The 25,147-nt window shown below is 64.8% G+C and carries 27 protein-coding genes and 1 tRNA gene; 8 read left to right on the forward strand and 20 right to left on the reverse strand.

All coding sequences use genetic code 11. From position 1 onward, the window contains the following. Nucleotides 1-18: 18 nt before the first annotated feature. From WS78_RS03895 to urtA, 11 genes are all read right to left on the reverse strand, one after another. Nucleotides 19-699 (reverse strand): urease accessory protein UreF, encoded by a 681-nt coding sequence (locus WS78_RS03895; RefSeq protein ID WP_038745806.1) that lies wholly within the window; start codon nt 697-699, stop codon nt 19-21. Beyond that, nucleotides 686-1,327: an urease accessory protein UreE gene (gene ureE, locus WS78_RS03900; RefSeq protein WP_059583609.1), complete on the reverse strand. Its 642-nt coding sequence runs from the start codon at nt 1,325-1,327 to the stop codon at nt 686-688. The genes WS78_RS03895 and ureE overlap by 14 nt, the downstream gene beginning before the upstream one ends. Before the next feature lie 17 nt (nt 1,328-1,344). Continuing rightward, nucleotides 1,345-3,051 (reverse strand): urease subunit alpha, encoded by a 1,707-nt coding sequence (ureC, locus tag WS78_RS03905; RefSeq protein WP_059583612.1) that lies wholly within the window; start codon nt 3,049-3,051, stop codon nt 1,345-1,347. 60 nt (nt 3,052-3,111) lie between these two features. After that, nucleotides 3,112-3,417: an urease subunit beta gene (locus tag WS78_RS03910; protein ID WP_038745800.1), complete on the reverse strand. Its 306-nt coding sequence runs from the start codon at nt 3,415-3,417 to the stop codon at nt 3,112-3,114. Between the two features lie 89 nt (nt 3,418-3,506). Continuing rightward, nucleotides 3,507-3,809, reverse strand: a complete 303-nt coding sequence (gene ureA, locus WS78_RS03915) for an urease subunit gamma (RefSeq protein WP_009889615.1) — start codon at nt 3,807-3,809, stop codon at nt 3,507-3,509. A 221-nt stretch (nt 3,810-4,030) separates the two neighbouring features. Further along, nucleotides 4,031-4,906 carry an urease accessory protein UreD gene (locus tag WS78_RS03920; RefSeq protein ID WP_059583615.1) on the reverse strand — a complete coding sequence of 292 codons (876 nt, stop codon included), beginning with the start codon at nt 4,904-4,906 and terminating at the stop codon, nt 4,031-4,033. 195 nt (nt 4,907-5,101) lie between these two features. After that, on the reverse strand, nt 5,102-5,794 hold the full coding sequence (gene urtE / locus WS78_RS03925; protein ID WP_038745796.1) for an urea ABC transporter ATP-binding subunit UrtE: 693 nt from the start codon (nt 5,792-5,794) through the stop codon (nt 5,102-5,104). Nucleotides 5,795-5,798: 4 nt separating this feature from the next. After that, nucleotides 5,799-6,662 (reverse strand): urea ABC transporter ATP-binding protein UrtD, encoded by an 864-nt coding sequence (gene urtD / locus WS78_RS03930; protein WP_038745794.1) that lies wholly within the window; start codon nt 6,660-6,662, stop codon nt 5,799-5,801. Next, the gene (gene urtC, locus WS78_RS03935) at nt 6,659-7,843 is read right to left on the reverse strand and encodes an urea ABC transporter permease subunit UrtC (protein WP_059583617.1); all 1,185 of its coding nucleotides are present in this window, start codon (nt 7,841-7,843) and stop codon (nt 6,659-6,661) included. The genes urtD and urtC overlap by 4 nt, the downstream gene beginning before the upstream one ends. Nucleotide 7,844: 1 nt before the next feature. Next, the gene (urtB, locus tag WS78_RS03940) at nt 7,845-9,473 is read right to left on the reverse strand and encodes an urea ABC transporter permease subunit UrtB (RefSeq protein WP_059583620.1); all 1,629 of its coding nucleotides are present in this window, start codon (nt 9,471-9,473) and stop codon (nt 7,845-7,847) included. A gap of 88 nt (nt 9,474-9,561) precedes the next feature. Beyond that, nucleotides 9,562-10,869 carry an urea ABC transporter substrate-binding protein gene (urtA, locus tag WS78_RS03945; protein WP_038745788.1) on the reverse strand — a complete coding sequence of 436 codons (1,308 nt, stop codon included), beginning with the start codon at nt 10,867-10,869 and terminating at the stop codon, nt 9,562-9,564. A gap of 337 nt (nt 10,870-11,206) precedes the next feature. On the opposite strand from urtA, the gene WS78_RS03950 reads away from it, so the two are divergent. Continuing rightward, nucleotides 11,207-12,535: an aspartate aminotransferase family protein gene (locus tag WS78_RS03950; protein ID WP_059583622.1), complete on the forward strand. Its 1,329-nt coding sequence runs from the start codon at nt 11,207-11,209 to the stop codon at nt 12,533-12,535. Nucleotides 12,536-12,604: 69 nt separating this feature from the next. Here WS78_RS03950 and WS78_RS03955 read toward each other — a convergent pair whose 3' ends face one another. From WS78_RS03955 to hemN, 4 genes are all read right to left on the reverse strand, one after another. After that, complete coding sequence (locus tag WS78_RS03955) at nt 12,605-12,928, reverse strand: rhodanese-like domain-containing protein (RefSeq protein WP_038745784.1); 324 nt, start codon at nt 12,926-12,928, stop codon at nt 12,605-12,607. 14 nt (nt 12,929-12,942) lie between these two features. Then, nucleotides 12,943-13,596: a protein-L-isoaspartate O-methyltransferase family protein gene (locus WS78_RS03960; RefSeq protein ID WP_038745782.1), complete on the reverse strand. Its 654-nt coding sequence runs from the start codon at nt 13,594-13,596 to the stop codon at nt 12,943-12,945. Nucleotides 13,597-13,703: 107 nt separating this feature from the next. Continuing rightward, nucleotides 13,704-13,961, reverse strand: a complete 258-nt coding sequence (locus tag WS78_RS03965) for a hypothetical protein (protein WP_038745780.1) — start codon at nt 13,959-13,961, stop codon at nt 13,704-13,706. 68 nt (nt 13,962-14,029) lie between these two features. Then, nucleotides 14,030-15,424, reverse strand: a complete 1,395-nt coding sequence (gene hemN, locus WS78_RS03970) for an oxygen-independent coproporphyrinogen III oxidase (protein ID WP_038745776.1) — start codon at nt 15,422-15,424, stop codon at nt 14,030-14,032. Nucleotides 15,425-15,596: 172 nt separating this feature from the next. Here hemN and WS78_RS03975 point away from each other — a divergent pair, with 172 nt between their 5' ends. The 3 genes from WS78_RS03975 (at nt 15,597) to WS78_RS03985 (ending at nt 17,411) form a co-directional block, all read left to right on the forward strand. Beyond that, nucleotides 15,597-15,926 (forward strand): YkgJ family cysteine cluster protein, encoded by a 330-nt coding sequence (locus WS78_RS03975; protein ID WP_038745838.1) that lies wholly within the window; start codon nt 15,597-15,599, stop codon nt 15,924-15,926. Beyond that, entirely contained in the window at nt 15,923-16,504 is a 582-nt protein-coding gene (locus tag WS78_RS03980) for a DUF1439 domain-containing protein (RefSeq protein WP_059583624.1), read from the forward strand. The genes WS78_RS03975 and WS78_RS03980 overlap by 4 nt, the downstream gene beginning before the upstream one ends. Nucleotides 16,505-16,580: 76 nt before the next feature. Beyond that, nucleotides 16,581-17,411: an undecaprenyl-diphosphate phosphatase gene (locus tag WS78_RS03985; protein ID WP_059583626.1), complete on the forward strand. Its 831-nt coding sequence runs from the start codon at nt 16,581-16,583 to the stop codon at nt 17,409-17,411. A 178-nt stretch (nt 17,412-17,589) separates the two neighbouring features. Here the strand turns inward: WS78_RS03985 and trmB are convergent, their stop codons facing one another. From trmB to WS78_RS04005, 4 genes are all read right to left on the reverse strand, one after another. Continuing rightward, on the reverse strand, nt 17,590-18,384 hold the full coding sequence (trmB, locus tag WS78_RS03990) for a tRNA (guanosine(46)-N7)-methyltransferase TrmB (RefSeq protein WP_059583628.1): 795 nt from the start codon (nt 18,382-18,384) through the stop codon (nt 17,590-17,592). A gap of 158 nt (nt 18,385-18,542) precedes the next feature. Beyond that, a tRNA-Gly gene (locus WS78_RS03995) sits at nt 18,543-18,617 on the reverse strand. Between the two features lie 186 nt (nt 18,618-18,803). Further along, nucleotides 18,804-21,107, reverse strand: coding sequence for a DNA-methyltransferase (locus WS78_RS04000; protein WP_197419389.1), 2,304 nt, complete (start codon nt 21,105-21,107; stop codon nt 18,804-18,806). A 231-nt stretch (nt 21,108-21,338) separates the two neighbouring features. Further along, a complete protein-coding gene (locus WS78_RS04005; protein WP_082717253.1) occupies nt 21,339-22,166 on the reverse strand; it encodes an HNH endonuclease in 828 nt (275 codons plus the stop codon). 198 nt (nt 22,167-22,364) lie between these two features. Here WS78_RS04005 and WS78_RS04010 point away from each other — a divergent pair, with 198 nt between their 5' ends. After that, nucleotides 22,365-22,595 (forward strand): hypothetical protein, encoded by a 231-nt coding sequence (locus tag WS78_RS04010; RefSeq protein ID WP_059583630.1) that lies wholly within the window; start codon nt 22,365-22,367, stop codon nt 22,593-22,595. 3 nt (nt 22,596-22,598) lie between these two features. Here the strand turns inward: WS78_RS04010 and WS78_RS04015 are convergent, their stop codons facing one another. Further along, the gene (locus WS78_RS04015; RefSeq protein WP_059583632.1) at nt 22,599-22,997 is read right to left on the reverse strand and encodes a helix-turn-helix domain-containing protein; all 399 of its coding nucleotides are present in this window, start codon (nt 22,995-22,997) and stop codon (nt 22,599-22,601) included. Nucleotides 22,998-23,170: 173 nt separating this feature from the next. On the opposite strand from WS78_RS04015, the gene WS78_RS04020 reads away from it, so the two are divergent. The 3 genes from WS78_RS04020 to WS78_RS04030 all read left to right on the forward strand — a co-directional run bounded on the left by WS78_RS04020 (nt 23,171) and on the right by WS78_RS04030 (nt 25,120). Continuing rightward, the gene (locus tag WS78_RS04020) at nt 23,171-23,650 is read left to right on the forward strand and encodes a hypothetical protein (RefSeq protein WP_059583635.1); all 480 of its coding nucleotides are present in this window, start codon (nt 23,171-23,173) and stop codon (nt 23,648-23,650) included. Between the two features lie 17 nt (nt 23,651-23,667). Beyond that, nucleotides 23,668-23,931, forward strand: coding sequence for a hypothetical protein (locus WS78_RS04025; RefSeq protein WP_226377198.1), 264 nt, complete (start codon nt 23,668-23,670; stop codon nt 23,929-23,931). A 53-nt stretch (nt 23,932-23,984) separates the two neighbouring features. Continuing rightward, nucleotides 23,985-25,120 (forward strand): IS3 family transposase gene (locus tag WS78_RS04030; protein ID WP_394335868.1). Its coding sequence is split into 2 segments (ribosomal slippage): nt 23,985-24,240 and nt 24,240-25,120, totalling 1,137 coding nucleotides; the frame shifts between segments, so codons are not numbered across the junction. Nucleotides 25,121-25,147 lie beyond the last annotated feature (27 nt).

Genomic DNA, 25,147 nt, shown 5'->3' on the forward strand with positions numbered 1-25,147 from the left:
GAGAATGCTCTGGGATGCTTATGAACGGAACAGGCGCGAATACTGCGATTCGTGCCGCGCGGACAGGATGCCGAGCTGCGGCGCGAACGTGTTGATCGCGTCGGGCGGCGTCGCGAGCGCGCGGCGCACCGCGGCGCGGATCGGCTCGCGCAGCGCGACGATGATCTTCTGGCCCGCGAGCTGGCCGAGCGGCACCGCCTTGATCGCGGCGGCCGTCTGGTTCTCGACCCAGCCGAACGCGTACGCGGCGAGCGTCGCGTCGGGCGTCGCGCCGTGCGCGGCCGCCGCGAACGCGAACGCGCTCGGCAGCGCGATCGGCGAGATCGACGCGAGCGTCGCGCGGCGCGCGGCGTCGCCCCATTCGAGCGACGCGCACAGTTGCGCGAGCGACCAGCCCATCTGCTCGGTTTCGCGGCGCAGCTCGGACGATTCACGGCTCGCGACGAATTCGTCGTTCGCCTCGGCGAGCGCCGCCGCGTCGTGCGCGTGCCAGCGCGCGAGTTGATGCGCGAGGAACGGCAGCTCGCCGTGCGCGAGCACGTCGGCGAGACCGCTCGCGATCCAGTCGCGCGCGTCGTCGGCGTTGCGGATGAGCGGCGCGTCGAGCGCGGCCTCGAGGCCCTGCGAATAGCTGAACGCGCCGATCGGCAAGGCCGGCGACGCGAGATGCAGCAGCGCGACGAGCTCAGCGGTGTCCATGGCCATGACCGTGCGAGCAGGACGGACCATGCTGATGATCGTGATCGTGATCGTGATCGTGATCGTGATCGTGATCGTGATCGTGCGAGTGCGAGTGCGAGTGCGAGTGGCCGTGGTGCTCGCCGAACACCTGCTGCGCGAGCGCGTAATCCTCGGCGAACGTCGCGTCGTGCCCGTGCCGATGCCCGCCGCCGTATGCGCCGGCTTCCGGCTGGAACGGCGCGTTCGCGCGCTCGATCGTCGCGCCGAGGCGCGTGAGCATATCGGCGAGCACGGGATCGTATTCGAGCTTCAGGTAATGCGCGCCGACCTCGACGGGCGTATGCCGGTTGCCGAGATGGTACGCGGCGCGCGTGAGCGTGAGCGCGTCGGGCGCGCGCACGAGCAGCACGGCTTCGTCGGCCGCGGCGACGCGCACGAGCGCGCCGTCGTCGGCGACGAGCACGTCGCCGTCGGCGAGCACCGTGCCGCGCGGCAGCACGAGCGCGATTTCCTCGCCCGTGTCGAGCGTCGCGGCGAGCCGGCTCTTGCAGCGCGCGTCATAAGCGAGCGTGAGCGCCGGCGCGCGCGCGACGAGCGAGGCGGCGAGTTTCACGTTCGGGGCGATGCGTTTGTCGATCGTGCGCATGATGATTCGTCAGGACTTCAGAACAGGAAATAGCGTTGCGCCATCGGCAGCACGGCGGCGGGCTCGCAGGTGAGCAGCGTGCCGTCGGCGACGACGTCGTAGGTTTCGGGATCGACGCTGATGGCGGGCCGCCACGCGTTGTGGATCATGTCGTTTTTCGTCACGGTGCGGCAGCCGCGCACCGGCACGAGCCTTTTCGCGAGCCCGTAGCGTTGGCCGATGCCCGCGTCGAGCGCGAGCTGCGACACGAACGTGAGCGACGTGCGCGCGAGCGCGCCGCCGCGCGTCGCGAACATCTCGCGGTAATGAACGGGCTGCGGCGTCGGGATCGACGCGTTCGGGTCGCCCATCTGCGCGAGCGCGATCATGCCGCCTTTCAGGATCATCGCGGGCTTGATCCCGAAGAACGCGGGCTCCCACAGCACGAGGTCGGCCCACTTGCCCGGCTCGATCGAGCCGACTTCGTGTGCGATGCCGTGCGTGAGCGCCGGATTGATCGTGTACTTCGCGACGTAGCGCTTCGCGCGGAAGTTGTCGTGGCGCACGCTGTCCTCGGCAAGCGCGCCGCGCTGCACCTTCATCTTGTGCGCGGTCTGCCACGTGCGGATGATCACTTCGCCGACGCGGCCCATCGCCTGCGAATCGGACGAGAGCATCGACAGCGCGCCGAGATCGTGCAGGATGTCCTCGGCCGCGATCGTCTCGCGGCGAATGCGCGATTCGGCGAACGCGAGATCCTCGGCGATCGACGGGTCGAGGTGATGGCACACCATCAGCATGTCGAGGTGCTCGTCGAGCGTGTTGATCGTGTACGGACGCGTCGGATTCGTCGACGACGGCAGTACGTTCGGCTCGCCGCACACCTTCAGGATGTCGGGCGCGTGGCCGCCGCCCGCGCCTTCGGTGTGGTACGTGTGGATCGTGCGGCCCTTGAACGCGGCGACCGTCGCTTCGACGAAGCCGCCTTCGTTCAGCGTGTCGGTATGGATCGCGACCTGCGTGTCGGTGTCGTCGGCGACCGCGAGGCAGTTGTCGATCGCGGCGGGCGTCGTGCCCCAGTCCTCGTGCAGCTTGAGGCCGATCGCGCCGGCCTCGACCTGCTCGACGAGCGGCTGCGGCCGGCTCGCGTTGCCCTTGCCGAGGAAGCCGAGATTGATCGGCCAGCCGTCGGCTGCCTGCAGCATGCGCTCCATGTGCCATGGTCCCGGCGTGCAGGTGGTCGCGTTGGTGCCGGTCGCGGGGCCCGTGCCGCCGCCGATCATCGTCGTCACGCCGGAAGCCAACGCCTCGTCGATCTGCTGCGGGCTGATGAAGTGGATGTGCGTGTCGATGCCGCCCGCCGTCACGATCAGGCCTTCGCCCGCGATGATCTCGGTCGCCGCGCCGATCGCGATCGTCACGCCCGGCTGGATGTCCGGATTGCCCGCCTTGCCGATCGCGGCGATGCGGCCGTGCTTGATCGCGATGTCCGCCTTCACGATGCCCCAGTGATCGAGGATCACCGCATTCGTGATCACGGTGTCGGCGACGTCGGCCGCGCCCAGTTGCGATTGCCCCATGCCGTCGCGGATCACCTTGCCGCCGCCGAACTTCACTTCTTCGCCGTAGATCGTATAGTCGCGCTCGATTTCGATCAGCAGCTCGGTGTCCGCGAGGCGAATGCGGTCGCCCGTCGTCGGCCCGTACATTTCCGCGTACGCGCGGCGGCTCAAACGTAATGTCATGTCGTCGAATCCTTCGGATGCCCGTGCGGGCGTGTCAACGAGTCGCGTCGGGGCGGGCGCTCAGAGCGGCCCCATCACCTTGCCCTGGAAGCCGTAGACGGCGCGCGCGCCCGCGAGCTCGACGAGCTCGACCGTGCGCGACTGGCCGGGCTCGAAGCGCACCGCGGTGCCGGCCGCGATGTTCAGCCGAAAGCCGCGCGCGGCCGCGCGATCGAACGACAGCGCGTCGTTGACTTCGTGGAAGTGATAGTGCGAGCCGACCTGCACGGGGCGATCGCCCGTGTTCGCGACGGCGAGCTCGATCGTCTTGCGGCCCGCGTTCAGCTCGTGCTCGCCTTCGTCGATGAGGATTTCGCCGGGGATCATGCGGCCCTCCGGCCAAGCGTGCGTGCGGCGCGGAATCCGTCAGCGGAATGCGCGGGGAAATGAACCATGCGGTGAATCATGATGCGCCTTCACGGAATCGGGTGGTGGACGGTGACGAGCTTCGTGCCGTCGGGAAACGTCGCTTCGACCTGGATGTCGGGAATCATCTCGGGCACGCCTTCCATCACGTCGTCGCGCGTGAGCAGCGTCGTGCCGTAATGCATCACCTCGGCGACCGTCTTGCCGTCGCGCGCGGCTTCCATCAGCGCGGCCGTGATGAACGCGATCGTCTCCGGGTAGTTGAGCTTGAGCCCGCGGGCTCGGCGGCGCTCGGCGAGAAGCGCCGCCGTGAAGATCAACAGCTTGTCTTTTTCTCGGGGAGTCAGTTTCATGAAAGAAACATTTTGGAAAACGTAATATTCGGGCGGCGCGCTGCGCGGCGGGCGCGAAGATATCGTAGCACTGCGAACGTGCGCGTGCGGCGAGGCCTGCTGAAGCAAGAGAGCAAGGCACGTGCCACGCGTTTTATCCGCGCGTTCGTGCCGCGCGGCGGTGCGGCGCGCACCGAGATGGCGCGTTTTTCTGAAAGGCGTGCGTCAGGAACGTGCGGCGATCAGGTCTGCCAGAGACGCAGCGGCTTCGCGTCGACGCCGTGGACGATCGGGCGCAGCGCAAGCCATTGGTCGATGAACAGGCGCTGCAGCGTTTCCATCGAATGGGCGAGCGCGCGAATCAGCATCACGCCGGGCGCGACGCACGTGACGCCGGCGCGCAGCGCGTCGTCGAACGGCAGCGCGGGCGCGATCGATTCGGCGAGCGCGTCGGTGCATGCGGCGCCGAGCGCCCACAGCGTGCCGTAGACGGGAAAGCCGCCGAGCCCTTGCGGCGCGGCGCGCAGCGGATCGGCCGCGTCGAGGCGCGCGCGCTCGACCCACAATGGCCGCCCCGACGGGCCGACGATCTTCGAGAACGATGCGATGCTGCCCGTCGACCACGCTTCGCCCGCCGCCTGGCGGCCGAGCTGCGTCGCGTCCCAGCCGAGCGCGCTCGCGCCGTCGCCGAGCTTCAGCACGAATTCGAGCGACGCGTGCGCGGCGTCGAAGAACAGATTGTTCTGCGGCAGCCAGTCGAGCTTCGCGTGCGCGCCGACGTCGATGTCGATCCGCTGCCGCGCGTCGAGCCCGTTCGACTTGTACCACTTCGTCGCGCCGGGCGTCGTCAGCACCGCGTGCGTGCCGGCGTCGAGCCTCACGTCGATCTCGAGGCGGTCGCCGCCGGCGACGCCGCCCGGCGGATGAACGATGACCGCGTGGCAGATCGCGTCGCCTTCCGGATAGAGCGCGCGCTGCACGCGCAGCGGCCCCGCGTGCCGGCGATGGGCGAGCGCGGTGCGCCCCGCCGGCTGCCGCTCGAAGCCGAGCTCGAGGCGGGCGTGCCACGCCTTGGTGGCGGGGCGGACGAGCGTGGCGTGGGGTTCGTGGGCGGACATCGGTCGAATCTGGAAAGCGGGCGCATCAATGCTACAGGATACCCGGCGCGCGGGCGCGGCCGGGCGCGATGGTTGCGCGCGACGATTTCGCGCGAGCGAGCCGCGTCGCGGCGCAGCCGCTTGCCGCTCGCGGATTGACGCAATGCGCGTTCGGCACGGGCGCGCTCGGCTCGCCTTCGCCGCGAAGCGCGCGGCTCAAACCGCGATCATCTCACGCACGCCGTGCGCGTCCATCTCGCTGCCCGCGCCGCCCGCGACGATCTCGCCGCGGCTCATCACCCAGTAGCGATCGGCGATCGAGCGCGCGAAATCGTAGTACTGCTCGACGAGCAGCACCGTCATCTTCGATTCGTCGACGAGCTGCCGCAGCGTGCGGCCGATGTCCTGGATGATCGACGGCTGGATGCCTTCCGTCGGCTCGTCGAGGATCAGCAGTTGCGGCTCGCTCATCAGCGCGCGGCCGATCGCGAGCTGCTGCTGCTGGCCGCCCGACAGGTCGCCGCCGCGCCGCGCGCGCATGTCTTTCAGCACCGGAAAGAGATCGTAGATGCGGTCGGGCACCTTGGACGGCGCCTTGCGGCTCGCCGCGCCGACGAGCAGGTTCTCCTCGACGGTGAGCCGCGGAAAGACGTCGCGGCCCTGCGGCACGTAAGCGAGGCCCGCGGCGACGCGCGCGTAGGGCGGCAGCGCGCCGAGCGGCTTGCCGCGCCACGCGATGCCGCCGCTTTTCGTCGGTACGACGCCCATCACGCAGCGCAAGAGCGTCGTCTTGCCGACGCCGTTGCGCCCGAGCAGCACGGTGAGCTTGCCGTCGCCGGCTTCGAGCGTCACGTCGCGCAGGATGTGGCTGCCGCCGTAGTATTGGTTCAGCGCTTCGATCGTCAGCATCGCATCATCGTCCGAGGTAAGACTCGATCACCGCTTCGTCGCGCTTCACCTGATCGAGCGTGCCTTGCGCGAGCACCGCGCCTTCGGCCATCACGGTCACGCGGCCCGCGTCGCCCGCGAGCGCCGCGACGAACTCCATGTCGTGCTCGACGACCATCATCGAGCACGTGCCGCGCAGCGTGTTCAGCAGCTCGGCGAGCGCCATCGTCTCGTGGTCGGTCATGCCGGCCGCGGGCTCGTCGAGCAGCAGCAGCGCGGGGCGCTGCATCAGCAGCATGCCGATCTCGAGCCGCTGCTTCTGCCCGTGCGACAGCTCGCCCGCGAGCCGGTACGCGCTGTCCTCGAGCCGGATCAGCGCGAGCGTCTCTTCGATCCGCGCCTGCGCCGCGCGGTCGAGCCGCGCGCGCAGCGACGCGAACCAGCGCTTGTCGGCCGCCATCGCGAGCTCGAGGTTTTCCCATACCGGGTGCTGCTCGAACACGGTCGGCTTCTGGAACTTGCGGCCGATGCCGGCGCGGGCGATCTCCGGCTCGTTCATGCGTGCGAGGTCGAGCGTCTGGCCGAGGAACACCTTGCCCGCGTCGGGGCGCGTCTTGCCGGTGATCACGTCCATCATCGTCGTCTTGCCGGCGCCGTTCGGGCCGATCACGCAGCGCAGCTCGCCGACGTCGATCGACAGCGACAGCTTTCTCAGCGCCCGAAAACCGTCGAAGCTCACTTCGACGTCCTCAAGATAGAGGATCGTGCCGTGCGACGTGTCGATCGCGCCGGGCGTGACGACGTGCGACATCGGCGCCGTGCCGCTGACCGCGCGCAGATCGACGCCGTCCGGCTGCGCGAGGTCGGGAATCATCGCGTTCTCGTTCATCGTGGCGTTCCCTTGCGCGTGACGGTGTCGACGAGGCCCATGATGCCGCGCGGCAGCACGAGCGGCACGAGCACGAAGATGAGGCCGAGGAAGAACAGCCAGTATTCGGCGAAGTACGCGGTGAACACGCTCTTCGCGCCGTTGACGGCGAACGCGCCGACGATCGGGCCGATCAGCGTGCCGCGGCCGCCCACCGCGACCCAGATCGCCATCTCGATCGAGTTGCCGGGCGACATCTCGCTCGGGTTGATGATGCCGACCTGCGGCACGTACAGCGCGCCCGCGATTGCGCACAGCACGGCCGACACGACCCACACGAACAGCTTGTACGCGAGCGGGCTGTAGCCGAGGAACATGATGCGCGTCTCGCCGTCGCGGATCGCGGTGACGACGCGGCCGAGCTTGCTCGTGACGATCGCGCGCGCGGCCACGAACGACGCGACGAGCGTCGCGAACGTCATCAGCAACAGCGCCGTGCGCGTGTCGGGCGACGTGATCGCGAAGCCGGCGATGCGCTTGAAATCGGTGAAGCCGTTGTTGCCGCCGAAGCCCGTCTCGTTGCGATAGAAGAGCAGCATCGCGGCGAACGTCGTCGCCTGCGTGATGATCGACAGATAGACGCCCTTCACGCGCGAGCGGAACGTGAAGAAGCCGAACACCCACGCGACGGCGGCAGGCACGAGCACGACGAGCGCGAGCGCATACGCGAGATGCTCGGTGCCGCTCCAGTACCACGGCAGCCGATGCCAGTCGAGGAACACCATGAAGTCGGGCAGGTCGCTGCCGTACTTGCCGTCGCGGCCGATCGCGCGCATCAGGTACATGCCGATCGCATAGCCGCCGAGCGCGAAGAAAAGGCCGTGCCCGAGGCTCAGGATGCCGCAGTAGCCCCAGACGAGATCGAGCGCGAGCGCGGCGATCGCGTAGCACATCAGCTTGCCCGCGAGCGTCATTGCATAGGATGACAGATGAAAAGCGCTCGACTCGGGCGCGACGAGCGCGGCGAGCGGCACGCCGACGCCCACCGCGACGCACAGCGCGACGAGCGCGAGCCACGCGCGCCGCGACAGCAGCGCGGGGCGCGGCGGCAGGCCGAGCGCGAAGCGCGGCGCGGCGGGGGCGGCCGCCGCGGGGGAGGCGGCGCTCGGCGCGACGCAAAGTGATTGGATCGTCGAAGTCATGTCAAGCCTCCGCGCTGCGGCCCTTCAGGGCGAACATCCCTTGCGGGCGTTTCTGGATGAACAGCACGATCATCACGAGCACCGCGATCTTCGCGAGCACGGCGCCCCAGAACGGTTCGATCGCCTTGCTGACGAGCCCGAGGCCGAAGCCGCCGAGCACCGTGCCCGCGATCTGTCCGACGCCGCCGAGCACGACCGCCATGAACGAATCGATGATGTAGCTCTGGCCGAGATCGGGGCCGACATTGCCGATCTGCGACAGCGCGCAGCCGCCGAGCCCCGCGATGCCCGCGCCGAACGCGAACGCATACGAATCGACGCGCGCCGTCTTCACGCCGACGCACGCGGCCATCCGGCGGTTCTGCGTGACCGCGCGCACGAACAGGCCGAGCCGCGTCTTCGTGAGCACCGCCCACGCGACGCCGACGACGGCGAGCGCGAACGCGAGGATCGCGAGCCGGTTGTACGGCAGGATCAGGTTCTGCATCACGGTCACGCCGCCGCTCATCCATGACGGATTGACGACTTGCACGTTCTGCGCGCCGAAGATCATTCGCGTCGCCTGGATCAGGATGAGGCTCACGCCGAAGGTTGCGAGGAGCGTCTCGAGCGGGCGGCCGTACAGGTGCTTGAGCACCGTGCGCTCGAGCACGGCACCGAGCGCGGCCGCCGCGAGAAACGACGCCGGAATCGCGGCGAGCGGATACCAGTCGAACGCGCCCGGCAGGTAGCGCTGCACGAGCGTCTGCACGACATAGGTCGCGTACGCGCCGATCATCAGGAATTCGCCGTGCGCCATGTTGATGACGCCGATGAGGCCGTAGGTGATCGCGAGGCCGAGCGCGGCGAGCAGCAGCACGCTGCCGAGCGACAGGCCCGCGAACAGCGTGCCCGCGATCTCGCCGCGGCGCTGGATCGTGTGCAGCGCGTCGAGCCCTTGCTGTGCGGCGTCGCGCACGCGCGCATCGGGCTCCGCATAGCTGCCGTCGGCATTTTTCGCGGCGAGCGGGCGCAGTTGCTCGATCATGTCGAGATCGCGGCGCGCGGCGACGAGCCGCACCGCTTCGAGGCGCTTCGCCGGATCGGCGTCGTGCAGCGCGGCGATCGCCCGCAGCGCGTCGAGGCGGCGCTTGAGCGTCGGGTCGGTCTCCTTCGCGCGCGCCGCGTCGATCATCGGTTTCAACGATGCGTCGGGGCTCTTCAGCAGCGCATCGATCGCGCCGCGCCGCGTGTCGGGATCGGGCGAAGCGAGATCGAGCCCGGACAGCGCATTCGCGATCTTCGTGCGCAGCAGGTTGTTGAGCATCACGGGTTGCGCGTCGCCCGCCTGCGCGGGGGCGTTCGTCAGCGCGTCGCGCGCGGTGTCGCCGCTCTGGATCAGGATGCGTCCCGCGTCGGTCGCGAGCGCGTCGCCGTTCGCGAGCGCGTTCAGGAGCGCGACGGCGGCGGCGTCGTGCTCGGCGGCGAGATGGTCGACCGCGGCGGTCTTCGCGTCGAAGTCGTCGCCGGCGAGCGCGGCGACGTCGGCAGCCGTGACGGCGAGCGCCGCGCGGGGCGCGCCGAGCGCGAACGCCGCGCACGCGGCGAGCGCCGCGAACGCACGGGCGGCGCGGCTCAAAGGCGTGGGCATCGGTATGTCCTCGCGAAGGGAGAGGGCGCGCGCGGCGCGGCCGCGCGCGATGAAGACGCCGCGCTTTCGCGCGGCGCGTGCGCAGGCGTCAGGCGAGCGCCGTGCGGCGGCGGCGCAGGAACTCGGAAATCGAGCCGACCACATCGGGCTTGCCCTGATTGCCCGCGATGAACGGGCTCCACGGCTGCGCGCGGACGGCCGTCTTCGTCTTCCAGACGACGTTGAACTGGCCGTCGCCGCGGATCTCGCCGATCATCACCGGCTTGTGCAGATGATGGTTGCCGTCCATCGTCAGCGTGAAGCCCGACGGCGCGGCCACGCTCTGGCCGATCATCGCGGCGCGCACGCGGTCGACATCGGTGCTCTTCGCCTTCTCGACCGCCTGCTTCCACATGTGGATGCCGACGAACGTCGCTTCCATCGGATCGTTGGTCACGCGTTTCGCGCCGCCCGGCAGGTTCTGCGACTTCACCCACGCGGCGAACTGCTCCTTGAACTTCGCGTTCGCCGGCCCCTTCACCGACATGAAGTAATTCCACGCGGCCAGGTGCCCGACGAGCGGCTTCGTGTCGATGCCGCGCAGCTCTTCTTCGCCCACCGAGAACGCGACGACGGGCACGTCGGTCGCCTTGAGCCCCTGATTGCCGAGCTCCTTGTAGAACGGCACGTTCGAATCGCCGTTGATCGTCGAGATCACCGTCGTCTTGCCGCCTTGCGCGAAGGTCTTGATGTTCGCGACGATCGTCTGGTAATCGCTGTGCCCGAACGGTGTGTAGACTTCCTGAATATCGGAATCCTTGACGCCCTTCGATTTCAGGAACGCGCGCAGGATCTTGTTGGTCGTGCGCGGATAGACGTAATCGGTGCCGAGCAGGAAGAAGCGCTTCGCGCCGCCGCCTTCCGAGCTCATCATGTATTCGACGGCCGGAATCGCCTGCTGATTCGGCGCGGCGCCCGTGTAGAACACGTTGCGCGACATCTCTTCGCCCTCGTACTGAACCGGGTAGTAGAGCAGGCCGTTTAGCTCCTCGAACACGGGCAGCACCGATTTGCGCGACACCGACGTCCAGCAGCCGAACACGCACGCGACCTTGTCCTGCGTGAGCAACTGGCGCGCCTTCTCGGCGAAGAGCGGCCAGTTCGAGGCGGGATCGACGACGACGGGCTGAATCTGCCGCCCGAGCACGCCGCCGTTCTTGTTGATGTCGGCGATCGTCATCAGCGCGGTGTCCTTGAGCGAAGTCTCGGAGATCGCCATCGTGCCCGACAGCGAATGCAGGATGCCCACCTTGATCGGGCCTTTGCCCGCATCCGCCGCGCGCGCGAGCGGGCTTTGCCCCGCGAGCGCCATCACGCCTGCCATCGATCCGAACTTCAAAAGACTGCGACGTTTCATCGAATTCCCCTTGCCTGTTGGAGTGTGGGCGCGCACCGGAGCGGACACGCGGCGAACCGATTACGCAAGGCATGTGCCAGAAGCGGCGCGCGTGCGCGCGCCCGTCGGCGGGGCTTTCGGCGATGCGCCGCGGTGCCTGCGATGCCCGCGTTCGCGCATCGCGTGGTCCGTCGCGGTGCAGCGCCGGGCGCGCGCATGCTGCATGGTTGTGCATCGCGGGCCGCGTGCTTACACTCTCAATGCGAATTCCCCGCGGTGCGACGCTCGGGCGCCGCGCCCGTCAGCGCGCATCAAGACGTATTCCAGGCATCGTTCGATCGATCTCCGAGGAGCCTCCATGGCCGAACACGTTTCGAAGACCCCCGACCTATCCGCGTTCTGGATGCCGTTCACCGCGAACCGGCAATTCAAGGAAGCGCCGCGCCTGCTCGTCGCGGCGAAGGGGATGTACTACACGTCGCACGACGGCCGCCGGATTCTCGACGGCACCGCGGGCCTCTGGTGCGTGAACGCGGGGCACGGGCGCGACGAGATCGTCGCCGCGGTGAAGGCGCAGGCCGAGGAGATGGATTTCGCGCCGACGTTCCAGATGGGGCACCCGAAGGCGTTCGAAGCGGCGACGAAGATCGCGCGCCACACGCCGGGCGACCTGAAGCACATCTTCTTCACGAATTCGGGCTCGGAGGCGGTCGACACCGCGCTGAAGATCGCGCTCGCGTATCACCGCGCGCGCGGCCAAGGCGAGCGCACGCGCTTCATCGGACGCGAGCGCGGCTATCACGGCGTCGGCTTCGGCGGCATCTCGGTGGGCGGCATCGCGCCGAACCGCAAGGCGTACTCCGGGGCGTTGCTGCCGTCCGTCGATCATCTGCCGCACACGCTGAACCTGAAGGAGGCCGCGTTCTCGAAGGGGCAGCCCGCGTGGGGCGCGCATCTCGCGGACGAACTGGAGCGGCTCGTCGCGCTGCACGACGCGTCGACGATCGCCGCCGTGATCGTCGAGCCGGTCGCGGGCTCGACGGGCGTGCTGATTCCGCCGCAGGGCTATCTCGAGCGGCTGCGCGAATTGTGCGACAAGCACGGCATCCTGCTGATCTTCGACGAAGTGATCACCGGCTGGGGGCGGCTCGGCGCGCCGTTCGCATCGCAGTTCTTCGGCGTGACGCCCGATCTGCTGACGATGGCGAAGGGCACGAACAACGCGGCCGTGCCGATGGGCGCGGTGGCCGCGAGCGGCGCGATTCACGACGCGATCGTGAACGGCGCGCCCGCCGGCATCGAGCTGTTCCACGGCTACACGTATTCGGGGCACCCGCTCGCGGCCGCGGCGGCCGTCGCGACGATCGATCTCTACGAGCGCGACGGGCTGCTCACGCGCGCCGCGCAGATCGCGCCGACCTTCGAGCGCGAGATCCACCAGCTGAAGGACGCGCGCCACGTGATCGACGTGCGCAATCTCGGCCTGGTCGGCGGCGTCGAGCTGAAGCCGCGCGACGGCAAGCCGGGCGCGCGCGCGTACGAAGTCTTCGTCAAATGCTTCCAGAAGGGCGCGATGATCCGCTACACGGGCGATATCCTGGCGTTCTCGCCGCCGCTCATCGTGGAGGAGGCGCAGATCGTCGAGCTGTTCTCGATCGTCGCGCAAGCGCTGAAGGAAACGGAGTAGGCGGGACGGGAAGCGGGCGGGACGCTCGGGCGAAGCGGCGCGCATCGCGCGCGCCGCCGCGATGCGCGCTCAGTAGCGCGGCACCGACGGATCGACGTCGCGCGACCACGCGTCGATCCCGCCTTGCAGGTTGTAGAGCTTCGTGAAGCCGCGCGATTCGAGGAACATCGCGACTTGCGCGCTGCGCATGCCGTGATGGCACATGCAGACGATCTCCGCCTCGTCGTCGAGCTCCTCGCTGCGCGCGGGGATCTGCTGCATCGGGATCGATACGCTGCCGTCGATCTTCGCGGTCGCGATCTCCCACGGCTCGCGCACGTCGAGCACGACAGGCGCCGGGCGCGCCGGGTCGCGCAGCCATTCGGCGAGGGCGGAAGCGGTCAGGATCTGCATCGGCACGCGCTGCCTCAGAACTTGAAGCGCGACGGCTCGATCGCGTTGACGAGGTGCTCGACGTAGGTCTCGAACACATCGGCGACGCGGTATTGCTTCTCGTCGATGCGCGTGATGATCTGCGCCTCCATCACCGGCCGGCCGCCGACGAACGCGGCGAGGCGGCCGCCCACCTTCAGTTGCTCGAGCAGCTCCTGCGGGACGACGGGCAGGCCGCCCGACACGCAGATCACGTCGTACGGCGCTTTCGCGGGCCAGCCGCGCGAGCCGTCGCCGAGCGCGACTTCGACGTTCGTCACGCCGTTCTTCTTCAAGTTTTCCTCGGCGAACTGCGCGAGCTCCGGATCGATCTCGACCGTCGTCACGCGCTGGCCGCGCGCGCCGAGGAGCGCCGCCATGTAGCCGGAGCCCGCGCCGATCTCGAGCACGTTCTCGTGCTTCTTCACCGCGAGCTCCTGCAGGATGCGGGCCTCGACGCGCGGGAACAGCATCTTCTGGCCGTTCGGCAACGGCAGCTCGATGTCGGTGAACGCCAGCTCGCGGTACGCGGCCGGCACGAAGTTTTCACGCTTGACGACCGACAGCAAGCTCAAGACGTCGTGATCCAGTACGTCCCAAGGGCGGATCTGCTGTTCGATCATGTTGAAACGCGCTTTTTCGATATTCATGGTGTCATGCGGGCCTGGACGGCCGTCAGCGAGGGGACGAAGAACTTTCGAATTGTACCAAACGGGGTTGATGTCTTGCCTTCAGAACGCCTGCAGCCCGAAACCGGCTAGCGCTTGCTGTTCTTGATCTGCTGCTCGAAGGCGACGTCGAGCTTGCTCGCCTTGCGCGGCTTCTTCGGGCCGAGGCCGTCGACGAACGCGACGAAATCCTCGAGCGGCAGCGGCGCGCAGAGCTTCTCGGCGGCGCCGCTTGCCCGGTCGACGAGGTAGAAGAGGCCGCCCGGCATGCCGACCGCCGAATACTGCGGGTTGCCGGCGCGGGCTTTCAGGCGTTCGACCGCGCGGGTCGCTTGCGTGGTGCGCATCGTGCGTCAAAACGGAGTGCGATGAAACCGTCACTTTATCAACAACGCGGGCCGAGCGCGCGCCGCGCTCAGACCGTCTTCGAATAACGGTTTTCGGACGCGCCCGACAGGTATGCGTCGAACACCATCGCGATGTTGCGCACGTAGAGGCGTCCCGCCGGATGAATCGTCAGACGATCGCCGCCGATCGACAGCAGGCCGTCGCGCTCGAAGCCGCGCAGCGTGTCGAGCTCGCGCGAGAATTTGTTCGCGAAGCGCACGCCGTACGCCGCCTCGAAATGCGAGAACGGCAGCACGAGGTTGCACATCAGGTGCGAGATCACGTCGCGCCGCAGCCGGTCGTTCGCGGACAGCCTCACGCCGCGCGCGATCGGCAGGCGCTGGTCGGCGAGGGCCGCGCCGTAGCGCGGCAGATGCTTCGCGTTCTGCGCGTAGACGTCGCCGACCTTGCCGATCGACGACGCGCCGATGCCGACCAGATCGGCGTCCGCGCGCGTGCTGTAGCCCTGGAAATTGCGCTGCAGCGTGCCGTTGCGCTGCGCGCGGACGAGCTCGTCGCCCGGCCGCGCGAAATGGTCCATGCCGATGTACGCGTAGCCCGCGCGAGTGAGCCGCTCGATCGCGAGGCCGAGGAGCGCGATCCGCGTCGCGGGCGGCGGCAGCGCGGCGGCGTCGATCTGCCGCTGCATCTTGAACAGATGCGGCATGTGCGCGTAGCCGAACACGGAGAGCCGGTCGGGCTCGAGCTCGACGATCGTGTCGAGCGTGCGCGCGAAGCTCGACACCGTCTGGTGCGGCAGCCCGTAGATGAGATCGACGCTGACCGAGTGGTAGCCCGTCGCGCGCGCCGCGCGAACGAGGTCCGACGTCATCTTGAGCGGCTGCACGCGGTTGATCGCGCGCTGCACGTCGGGATCGAAGTCCTGCACGCCGAGGCTCACGCGGTTGAAGCCGATCGTGCGCAGATGAACGATCGTCGCGGGCGACGCGGTGCGCGGGTCGATCTCGATCGAGAATTCGCCCGTGCGGTCCGACGCGAGCGTGAAGTATTCGCGGGTCGCCGCCATCAGCTCGGCCGTCTCGGCGTTCGACAGGAAGGTCGGCGTGCCGCCGCCCCAATGGAGTTGCGTGACGGTCCGCTCGGGGTCGAAGAGCGCCGCCTGCAGCGCGATCTCGTGCGTCAGCTGATCGAGATAGGGCCGCGCGCGCTTGCGGTTGCGGGTCGCGATCTTGTTGCAGCCGCAGTAGAAGCACGCGGCCGCGCAGAACGGGATGTGGAAATAGAGCGACAGATCGCTTGCCGATGCGCCCGGATCGGCCGCCGCGCGGATGTAGTCGGCGGGATCGAAATCTTCGCGGAACTGCAACGCGGTGGGGTAGGACGTATAACGAGGGCCGTTCGCCGTGTATTTGGCGAGCAAGTCGGGTCGAAACAGCGCTTCGGACGGGATCGGCGGCGTCATGCTGGAAGCTCGAATCGTGCTCTGTGACGCCGGTCAGTATATAAATTGGCGCTTTCATTGAATTGTGTAATAACGTCGCAGCGGCGGATGGCACAATACGGCTTTCGTTCGACGCGGGCCCGCGATCCCGCATTTTGCGGCGGTTGCGGCTTGTTATGGGATGTTTGATGTGATGATTGGCGAAGTTGCCGTGATGTCGGGGAAGGCGCCCGCGCACGCGTGCCGCGAAGGCTGCGGCGCGTGCTGCATCGCGCCGTCGATCTCGAGCCCGATTCCCGGCATGCCGAGCGGCAAGCCGGCCGGCGTGCGCTGCGCGCAACTCGCCGACGGCGAGCGCTGCGCGATCTTCGGCCGGCCGGAGCGGCCCGCGTGCTGCTCGGGCCTCAAGCCGAGCGACGAGATGTGCGGCGCGTCGCGCGCCGACGCGCTCGCATGGCTCGCCCGCCTCGAAGCCGATACGCGGCCGGCCGCGCCGCTTGCCTCAGCAGGAGATTCAGCATGACCCAGACGAGCGCGCCCGACCGGCGCCGCTTCCTGATCGCCGCGTGCGCGGCGGCGGGCGTCACCGTGTCGCTTGCCGCGTGCGCGTCGACGTTCCCGTTCATTCCCGATCACTACACGTTCTCGCAAGGCGACGTGCAGCGCGCGGTCGCCCGCAAGTTCCCGTATCAGAAGACGGTCGCGCAGGTGATCGACGTCGCGCTCGCGAATCCGGTCGTCGGGCTGCTGCCCGACCGGAACCGCGTCGCGGTGCGGCTCGACGCGCGCTTCGGGAGCCCGTTCCTGCGCGAGCCCGTCAACGGCAAGTTCACCGTGTCGGGCCAGCTCGCGTACGACGCGCCGAGCCGCTCGGTCGTGCTGAAGGCGCCCGCCGTCGACAGCGTGAGCGTCGACGGCGACGCGCAACTCTATACGCAGCAGATCAGCGCGGCGGCTGGCCTGCTCGCGACCCAATTGCTGACCAACTATCCGATCTACACGTTCAAGCCGGAACAATTGCAATTTGCCGGCGTGAATTACGAACCCGGTACAATCACAATTCTTACAAACGGCATACGCGTGGCGATCGTCGAGAAGTGACGTCGCGCCGCGCGCGGCCGGATCGGCCGCGGCGGTTCCGTGGCCTCGGTTGATTCACTTTGGAAACGGGCCACGGATGGACTGGATACTGATTTGCAAAGCGCTGGCGCTTGGCATCGTCGAGGGACTGACCGAATTCCTGCCGGTGTCGAGCACCGGCCATTTGATCGTCGCAGGCAGCTTTCTGCGCTTTCATCCCGAGCAGGCGAAGACCTTCGACGTCGTGATCCAGTTCGGCGCGATTCTCGCGGTGTGCTGGGAATACCGCCGCCGGATCGTCGACGTCGTGACCGGCCTGCCGGCGCAGCGCGAAGCCAGGCGGTTCACGATGAACGTCGTGATCGCGACGCTGCCGGCGATCGCGCTCGCGCTCCTGTTCGAGAAAACGATCAAATCGGTGCTGTTCGCGCCCGTGCCCGTTGCGGTCGCGCTCGTCGTCGGCGGCGCGGCGATCCTGTGGGTCGAAGCCCGGCAGCGCGAGCGAGGCGCGCCGGCGCGCGTGCAGTCGATCGACGAGCTGACGCCGCTCGACGCGCTGAAGGTCGGCCTCGCGCAATGCTTCGCGCTGATTCCGGGGATGTCGCGGTCCGGCTCGACGATCATCGGCGGGATGCTGTTCGGGCTCGAGCGGCGCGTCGCGACCGAATTCTCGTTCTTTCTCGCGATCCCGGTGATTTTCGGCGCGACGCTGTACGAAACCGCGAAGGATTGGCGCGCGTTCAGCGTCGATTCGATCGGCCTCTTTTCGATCGGCCTCGTCGCCGCGTTCGTCAGCGCGTTCGCGTGCGTGCGCTGGCTGCTGCGCTACGTCGCGTCGCACGATTTCACCGCATTCGCGTGGTACCGGATCGCATTCGGGCTGTTCGTGCTGCTCGTCGGCTATAGCGGCTGGATCGAGTGGAGCTGAGGCCGCGGTTCTGAATTTTCGCCCGGGTAGTCGACGAGTTTGACGGCGGCGGCGAGCGAGCCGCCATCGCCGCCGTGCCGTGCGGTCGCCGCGACGCGCGGCGACCGTATTGGACGTTCAATCGACCGGATTCTCTTTCCCCGGTCTGCGCCGCGCGCGAGCCGCGCGGCGTCGCGCGTCAGCCCGCGCGCTTCCGGAACACCAGATCCCACACGCCGTGCCCGAGCCGCAGCCCGCGGCGCTCGAACTTCGTCACCGGACGATAGTCGGGGCGGGGCGCATAGTCTTGCGCGGTGTTCTCGAGCGTCGGCTCGGCGCCGAGCACCTCGAGCATCTGCTCCGCGTAGTTCTGCCAGTCGGTCGCGCAGTGCAGGTACGCGCCCGGCTTGAGCCGCGCCGCGAGCTGCGCGACGAACGGCGGCTGGATCAGCCGGCGCTTGTGGTGGCGCGCCTTGTGCCATGGGTCCGGGAAGAAGATGTGCACGCCGTCGAGGCTGCCGGGCGCGATCATGTGCTCGAGCACTTCGACCGCGTCGTGCTGAATGATCCGGATGTTCGTCAATTGCTGCTCGCCGATCAACTTCAGCAGCGCGCCGACGCCGGGCTCGTGCACCTCGACGCCGATGAAGTCGTCGCCCGGGCGAAGCGCGGCGATCTCGGCCGTCGACGCGCCCATCCCGAAGCCGATCTCGAGCACGCGCGGCGCGCGGCGGCCGAAGATCGCGTCCCAGTCCGGCTGCGTGCTGCCGTACGGGACGACGAAGCGCGGACCGAGCTCGTCGAGCGCGCGGCGCTGGCCCGTCGACACGCGGCCGGCGCGCGTGACGAAGCTGCGGATGCGGCGGAGATGGAGCGGGTTCGATTCGTCGTCGGCGTTGCCGGCTGCCGGCGCGGCGTCGATGGCCGGTGCGGAGGCTGCGTCGTTGGCGTCGTCGTGCGGCACGCCGGGGGCGTTCGGGTCGTCGTGAGTCATCGTGACAATGAAAGGCGAGTGGCGGGCGTGGCGCCGCGGCGCGCGACGGCGTCGCGTTCGACGGGCCGCCCGATACTGCGTACGAAATACGAAAAAGCCGCCTTCGACGAGGCGGCTTCGCGTGCTTCGGCGGCGGATGGCATCCACGGCCGGGAAAGTGGAGCGGGCGATGGGAATCGAACCCACGTCATCAGCTTGGGAAGCTGAGGTAATGGCCATTATACGACGCCCGCAGAACGCGTGATTCTACAGGGGTTTGCGCGGGGATGGCAAGCGGGGGATTCTGGACGGTGGTAGCGAAACTGACATCGCTCGGCGGTGGAGCGGTGGCATCGCTGGCAGTGCTCTTTTGAGCTGAACCGTCTAATACGGGACGGGAGCGCACCCACATGCGCTCCCGTAATGATGCCTCTCGACGACTAGAAAGCGAATTCTCCTTGGCGTTGAACTTGCTCCTCCTGATAAATGGCCAGCCCTAGCTCACAATAGTCGTGACTCTGCTCAATGCAGATCGCCCTTCTTCCGTGACGTACGGCAGTTCGGCCAGTGGTTAGGCTGCCAGCGAAAGGGTCCAGCACAACGGAGTCTTCGGGTAGTAGGTCAATGCAAAGCTGCGGAATTTCATCGGGGAACGGGGCGCTATGCCCGTGCACGTTCTTGCCACGAATCATCTTCATCACAGGCTTTGCCTGAAAGATTCTACTCCCCGAAAATTCATGCGAGAGCATTCCGGGTTTTCGGAAAACGAGGACATGTTCCCAGCAGTTAAAAGGCGACTGATAGAAAGGCGAAAAATTTCCTCCATTGAAGCCGCGTTTTCCCTCAATTTCTCCTTTATCCCAGCAGATGTTGCCCACGCACTCAAATCCGATTCTTCGAAAGAGATCGACCGTGTATGCGGATAGCGTCACGCGCTTTTGCCCGAGTGCAGAGAGTGCTACGATATTTTCATTGTCGAAGTAGTCAAAAATATTATAAAAATATAGCGATCCTGGTTTTAAAATTCGAAAAACTTGCAAATTCACGTTGTACATATCCTGCAGATAGCAGTACATGTTGTCCCATTGTGAATATTCTCGCGCGTTATAATATGGTGGTGATGTGACTGCGCCATCGATGCAGTCATCATCGATGTTTTGCAAAATTAAACTCGAATCCCCACAATAGACGGCCAGTCTATTATCGCCGAGATTGGTCATGCTGCAAGATGCAGTGACGGTCGAAGGGATCGCAAACCGATGAAAGAAATGAGCGGTACGAAACCATTGCAACGAGTCGTCCTTCGCTTCCTGCGGAAGCGGTTCCCAGCGGAGTGTACGGCCCAAAAGAGCCTGCGGCTGATAATCGAAGTCACCATAGCAATTCAGGGTATCACCATACATCGAATAAAAGCTCACGATCATAGTGAGTAGCGATTCAGGTTCCCAGCGATCAACGACGTCACGTCGCCATCGTTTGACGAGATCGCCAGAGATATCATTCTTTTCATCGTCAATGGCTTGCTGCATTGCCAGGGCACGAAAAGAATATCGCTTCCCTCTGTTGTACTTGCTCCGATCCGGGCATAACGGATTGCGACATTCCCAACTCTTCACGCCCAAGCTGGGATACGAGTTTCCCTCAACATTTTCCGATCTGCACGCGGGGCAAGGGACAAGCGTTTCGTCGCGGTGATTTTTCTGAAAAATCAGTAGCTGTGACGGCTCCTTGGTTCCGTTGTTTAATAGTATGCAATCGCGATAAGTAAACCCCTCGTTAACTAGTGAGAAGTTGGCTTTCTCCGTATCAATGTGAGGAATGTGCTTGAGTGTGGTCGATGCAATTTTCTCGTGGCGGAAATACGCTCGATGCAACGGCCGTTCGAGATGTTTTTCTCCAAATAGAGTAATATCTGCTGCTAGCTCGTACGAAATTTCGCGACTGCCGAATCGTATTGGATCTATTAATACAATAAAAAAGCCATGGTTATTCATGGCCTCGTAGCTTTTTCTTACGAGGCTCAGTGCCGAATTCCGCAGGGTATCTTCCTCATTGAAATTGGTCGCCCACCCTTGATCCAGTGCCAAGAAATGAAGTGCTTGATCTCGATGAAATAGTCGCGGGGAGCGTCTTTGGAGTTCGTTCCAGTAACTTTCTTCGTAGTGTTCGTGAGAGAAATGCTTGTCAAAGAAGCGGTGCAAATCCTTTTTCTCTGCGCATGCCCAGATGAAGGACGCAAAAAGGGATTTCAGTATTTCAAGCTTTATTTTTCGGTCGCCCACTTCCCGGCGGAGCTTGGCCGGGGCATTAAGCTCTCCCGTAACGTGTTCAATCGTTTCGTCGTGCGACGCGCAAGTCACGTGGCGCATTAGTTGCTCGCCGATCGTTCGCGGCACATTGCGCTCATCGAGAACGGTTAATAGCAAGTTGGGTTCGATGCGATCGAACGCTTGCTGTATGACCAACTTCTCATGATAGTTAAATGTGTATCCGGATTTGGCCGATCGCTCGAGAAAAACGGCAATATTTTCGGCATTTATTCGGAATTTGTTGTTGATTTGGGCGAGAAAGTTTGTTGTTCGGGATGTGGCAGTGGTCTGGCGAAGTGTCGCCAGATAACCTGCGACCGGCTCGCATATGAGTGTAAAAGAATCGTCGGTTGCGAGTTCATTTCGGGGCAGCCTGAGAATGCGGGTGAACTCATCATAGAGACGTCGTAAAGCGTCGGAGATCTGTCGGGCCATTCGATTTCCTAGAAACATGGGCTAGTCCTACGGCCGCAGGGGAGCGGTTGCGCTTCCTTGCGACCGAGGACTGTCTAGCATCCCGTATTGTACTAGGAGGAGCGCACCGGTCACTTTCGACCAAACGGACAACCTCTTCCAGCATTGCGCGTCGGTCATCAGCCCGATTGTTCCCTGATTCTCAACGCGCTTTCATGCCTGTGTGCACGTACGAACGGCTTGTTACGCCTCCTAGTCGTTAAGCAAGTCTTGGAGGGGGGCTTGTGATGTGGAGCTAATATCCATTTCGTACTTTCCCTCGCGATGGAGCCAGACAGCGAACGCCCACGCCTCGTCGAAGCGGATGCTTGCCATCGTCAATCCGTGTTCTCTACATAGAGTCGCGAATTCCGCTTTGGTTTTGGGGCGGCGCGCGAGAAGAATCCAGATGAGTACGCTCTGAGCAGGGGCAAATGAAATACCTCCGAGTGCATGCGAGGGTCGTTTGATCACATTGCATCGCTTACATAAGAGCTGAAGGTTATCTAGTGTATCAGCATTCAGGGGGTCTTCGCCCGCCTCCCAAAATTCTTGCTTCGATCTAATGTGGTCGGCCTCTAAAAACATTCGCGTTCCGCAGAGTACGCACTTTCCGCGTTGCTCGTAGAACCAGCTCATTACATTCCGCATAGTTTCGCGTGCGGGGAATCGGCTTTGAAATGATTTGTTCGATGCGATTGCCGTTCCTACCTGTGGTGGATTGAGTTCGCCGCATACTGCGAGTGCTACTTCGCTCCATGACACAATATTTTCGCTAACCATTTTTCCTACGAACTCGCGCCATTGATCTTCGCTCCAGTCTGCTTTTGAAAAGTGAACTGAAATATTTTTTTCAAGAAGGATTTTTAGCAATTCCTTGGCTTGTTCAAATGATACTAGAGAATAGAGTGTTGGAAATTGCTTGTCATGGAAGTCTTGTAGGGTGACATATCCTGCCGAAATTAATTTGGTTTTTGCTCGGTCAGATAGTGTGGGAATGTCTAAAACTTTGATTTGCCCTGCTGGAACGTGTTGAGTCATCTTGGCCCCCGTGTGAAGGCCTAATGCTATCAAGTAGTCGAGGCGTCGTGTGAGTATTGCGTCGGCCTGTTGCGGCTGGTAGGCCGCGTGATCAATTCGACAAGTTGCGGCCAACGGAGATTTGCTATAGGTGGGTGAGGAGCAGTGACTATTTTTCACCCACTTGCCGTCAACCGCGAATCGGGAGATGGTCCCAGCATGAACGACATCCAACACCCCAACGATTTCCCGCCGCTGACAATTGATCAGATGCGCGATCTGGCTGTTGCTGTGCGCGAAGATTTCGGCGGCAACCTCTCTCAGTCGGAGTTCGCGGACCGACTGCTGATGCTTCTCGAAGACGTGCCGGGTTACGAGATGGGCGAGTTACCGACTTCGCTGATCGAATCGGCATGGGCCGAGTACGTCGGCCATCGCATCGAGTCCTGATCGCTACTTGCGCCGCTTGCTCTTGGCAGGATGCTTGGCCTTGAGCATGTCAGCGAACTGCTGAACGAAATTCACGACGAGTTCCCGCTCGTCGCTATCCAATCCATCAAGTGCATCCGCCATCATGGCCAGTTGGTCGTCCGGCCGCTTAGATCCACGCTGCAACAACTGGTCAACCGAGCAGTCGAGCGCGTCACTAAGCTGCTGGAGTCGATGCAAGGTCGGCATCCTCGTACCGCGTTCCCACCGGCTGATCGCTTCCTGTTCGAGATCGATCATCTCCGCGAGCTTCGCCTGAGTCAGACCGCGTGCCCGTCGTTGTTCGGCAATGGCAGTTCCGACGCGAGCGGCAAGCAGCGCGTCTTGGGCGTCGTCCGTGGGGGAGGCAGGGCGGGTAGTCATAGAACGATATGGTCGTCTTCATTCCGATTGCGATGAACAACCGTATTGGAATGTTATATTCCAAAATGGTTGAATTTGTCGGGGGGGTGACGTATCGTGCGGAGATGCCTGAGCGGTCGGGGATAACAACGAACGCTCTCGGGCAAGGGCCAATCCAGAAAAATCAACGACCTATGACCACGAACGATCCTCTTTCCCGGTTTCACGCCTTCATGACCGCCTATGAGGGATGTCGAGCGTCGGCGCTCGCGAGCGCGTTGCAGATGACGCCGATGGCGGCCAGAGCACTCGGACTGATCAATGCATTTCCGGGCATGACCCTGCACGAACTGAGTTGTGTTCTCGGCGGCAGCCAAGGACAAGTAATCGGCGCGGCATTCGACCTAAAGCACTTCGGCTACATCGACATCACCGAGGAGCAGAATGACAATCGGCGGTGTGTACTCCGGCCGATCCGGGACCGGATGTTCGGCTTCGACGGGTATCAGAGGCTCGTGAACAATCTGGCGACGGACGCCGGGATCGCCGATCGGTTGACGGCGTTGCTGCCGCTGTATCAGGACGTTTTGATGAAAGCGCTGGAGGAGTTGCAGGGCGATGCGCAGAACGTCCAATATCAGGCGCAGCGCCGGATTCTCGCGCGGGTAGCGTGAACGCTGATTGAAGTCTTATGGAGTTCGAGAAGTTGTTCGAGGGAAGGTCATGGCCGACAGCGAATGAGCGGGTCGGCGTCATGTCAGTCGATTCGCTCAACCGGCAATGGATGCCTGTTGTGGTGGAAGATTGCTATCTCGTTGCGAAGTCGAGGGATGGCAAGGCTGCATTGCTCGGTCGCATGTGCAAGCGCGACGACGGCAAGTTTTGCATCGAAGTCATCGTGCGCGCCAAGATCGAAAACAAAGAGGTGGCCGCGCAAATTCGGACAGTCGGGTAAGTGGAATGCCCGGGGCCTGAGCCAGCGATAATGCAGGCAAAGGAACCGGAAAGATGACGAAGAGAACCCGACGGACGCACTCAGCGGCGTTCAAAGCGAAAGTGGCCCTGGCGGCGGTCAAGGGCGAGCGCACGCTGGCCGAACTGGCGCAGCAGTTCGATGTGCACCCGAACCAGATCACGGAGTGGAAGCGGCAACTGCAGGAGCGTGCGGCGGATGTGTTCGGCGCGGCCGCTCCACCGTCGAACGAGCCGCCGGTGGACGTGAAAACGCTGCACGCGAAAATCGGACAGTTGACGCTGGAGAACGATTTTTTGTCAGGAGCGCTCGGCAAAGCCGGACTGCTGAGCGCAAAGCGATGATTGACCGTACGCATGCGCTGCCGGTTTCGCGACAGACGCGACTGGTTGGCATCGCGAGATCGAGCGCGTATTACCGGGCGCAGCCAGTGAGCGAGGCGGACCAGTTGCTGATGCGGCGGATCGACGAACTGCACATGGAGTTTCCGTTTGCCGGAGCGCGGATGCTGGCGCGTCTGTTGCGCCGGGAAGGCTATGAGGTCGGCCGCCGCCGCGTGCGCACGCTGATGAAACGCATGGGCGTGGAAGCGCTGTACTGCAAGCCGAACACGAGCCGACGCAATGCGCAGCACAAGATCTGGCCGTACCTGCTGCGCGGCATGAAAATCGCCCGGGCCAATCAGGCGTGGGCACTGGACACGACATACATTCCGATGGCGCGAGGCTTCGTGTACCTGACGGCAGTAGTGGATTGGTCAAGTCGCAAGGTGCTCTCGCACCGGGTGGCGATCACGCTGGAAGCAGTGCACGCCGTCGAGGCGCTCGAGGAAGCGTTCGCGCGCTACGGGCTGCCGGACATTGTGAACACCGATCAGGGCAGCCAGTTCACGGCGGGCGCGTTCACCGAGGCCGTACTGGGTCGAGGCGTGCGGCTGTCGATGGACGGTAAAGGGGCCTGGCGCGACAACGTGTTCGTCGAACGCGTGTGGCGCAGCGTCAAGTACGAAGAGGTTTACCTGCGAGCTTACGAGTCGGTCAGCCATGCCCGGCGCTCCATCGGCGACTACATCGAGCTGTACAACCGAAAACGGCCCCATTCGAGCCTGGCGGATCGGACGCCGGATGAGGCATACTTCGCGACGCTGCCTGCGATCAAATCGGCAGCATGATTGCCTCGGACGTTCCACTTAAAAATC

It is taken from the genome of Burkholderia savannae, assembly GCF_001524445.2.
GTDB classification, from domain to species: Bacteria; Pseudomonadota; Gammaproteobacteria; order Burkholderiales; family Burkholderiaceae; genus Burkholderia; species Burkholderia savannae.